Source organism: Micrococcus sp. KRD077 (assembly GCF_017168505.1).
In the GTDB taxonomy this organism is placed as follows: domain Bacteria; phylum Actinomycetota; class Actinomycetes; order Actinomycetales; family Micrococcaceae; genus Micrococcus; species Micrococcus luteus.
The window spans coordinates 1-593 of record NZ_JABFAZ010000062.1 but is presented as its reverse complement, the minus strand read 5'-3'; the positions used below and the strand labels follow the sequence as shown (position 1 = coordinate 593).

The following is a 593-nucleotide window of genomic DNA, read 5'->3' as shown; positions in this document are numbered from 1 at the left end:
CCCGCAGCGGCGTCGACGCAAGCGCGTCGGGTCCTCGACCGTCGACGCGCCGACGGCGGACGCGCCGAACGTGGTGTGGGCGGTGGACTTCCAGTTCGACGCCGACGAGCACGGACGACCGATCAAGATCTGCTCGATCGTCGACGAACACACCCGGGAGTGCATCGGCGGGCTCGTGGAGCGCTCGATTACCGCCGACCGACTCACCGCCCACCTCGAGGACCTCGTCGCCGCCCGGGGCGCCCCGGCGGTGCTCAGGTCGGACAACGGGCCGGAGTTCATCAGCGAGGCGGTGGCCGACTGGGCCGGCACCCGCACCGGCCTGTCCTACATCCCTCCGGGCTCGCCGTGGCGCAACGGGTACGTCGAGTCGTTCAACAGCCGGATCCGCGACGAGTGCCTCAACATCAACAGCTTCTACTCGCTGCTGCACGCACAGGTCATCATCGGCGACTGGAAGGACGAGTACAACCACCACCGCCGGCACTCCTCGCTCGGCTACCTAACCCCAGCCGAGTACGCTCGGCAGTGCACCCATCAAATGGAAACCGACGACTCACAGAACGTCCGGACCGAATGAAGGGGGCGGCTCA

General features: G+C 67.8%; 1 protein-coding gene. It reads left to right on the top strand.

The window, feature by feature from the left end:
- On the top strand, nucleotides 1-580 hold a 580-nt coding region (locus J1M39_RS11260), incomplete at its 5' end, for an integrase core domain-containing protein (protein ID WP_206496804.1).
- Nucleotides 581-593 lie beyond the last annotated feature (13 nt).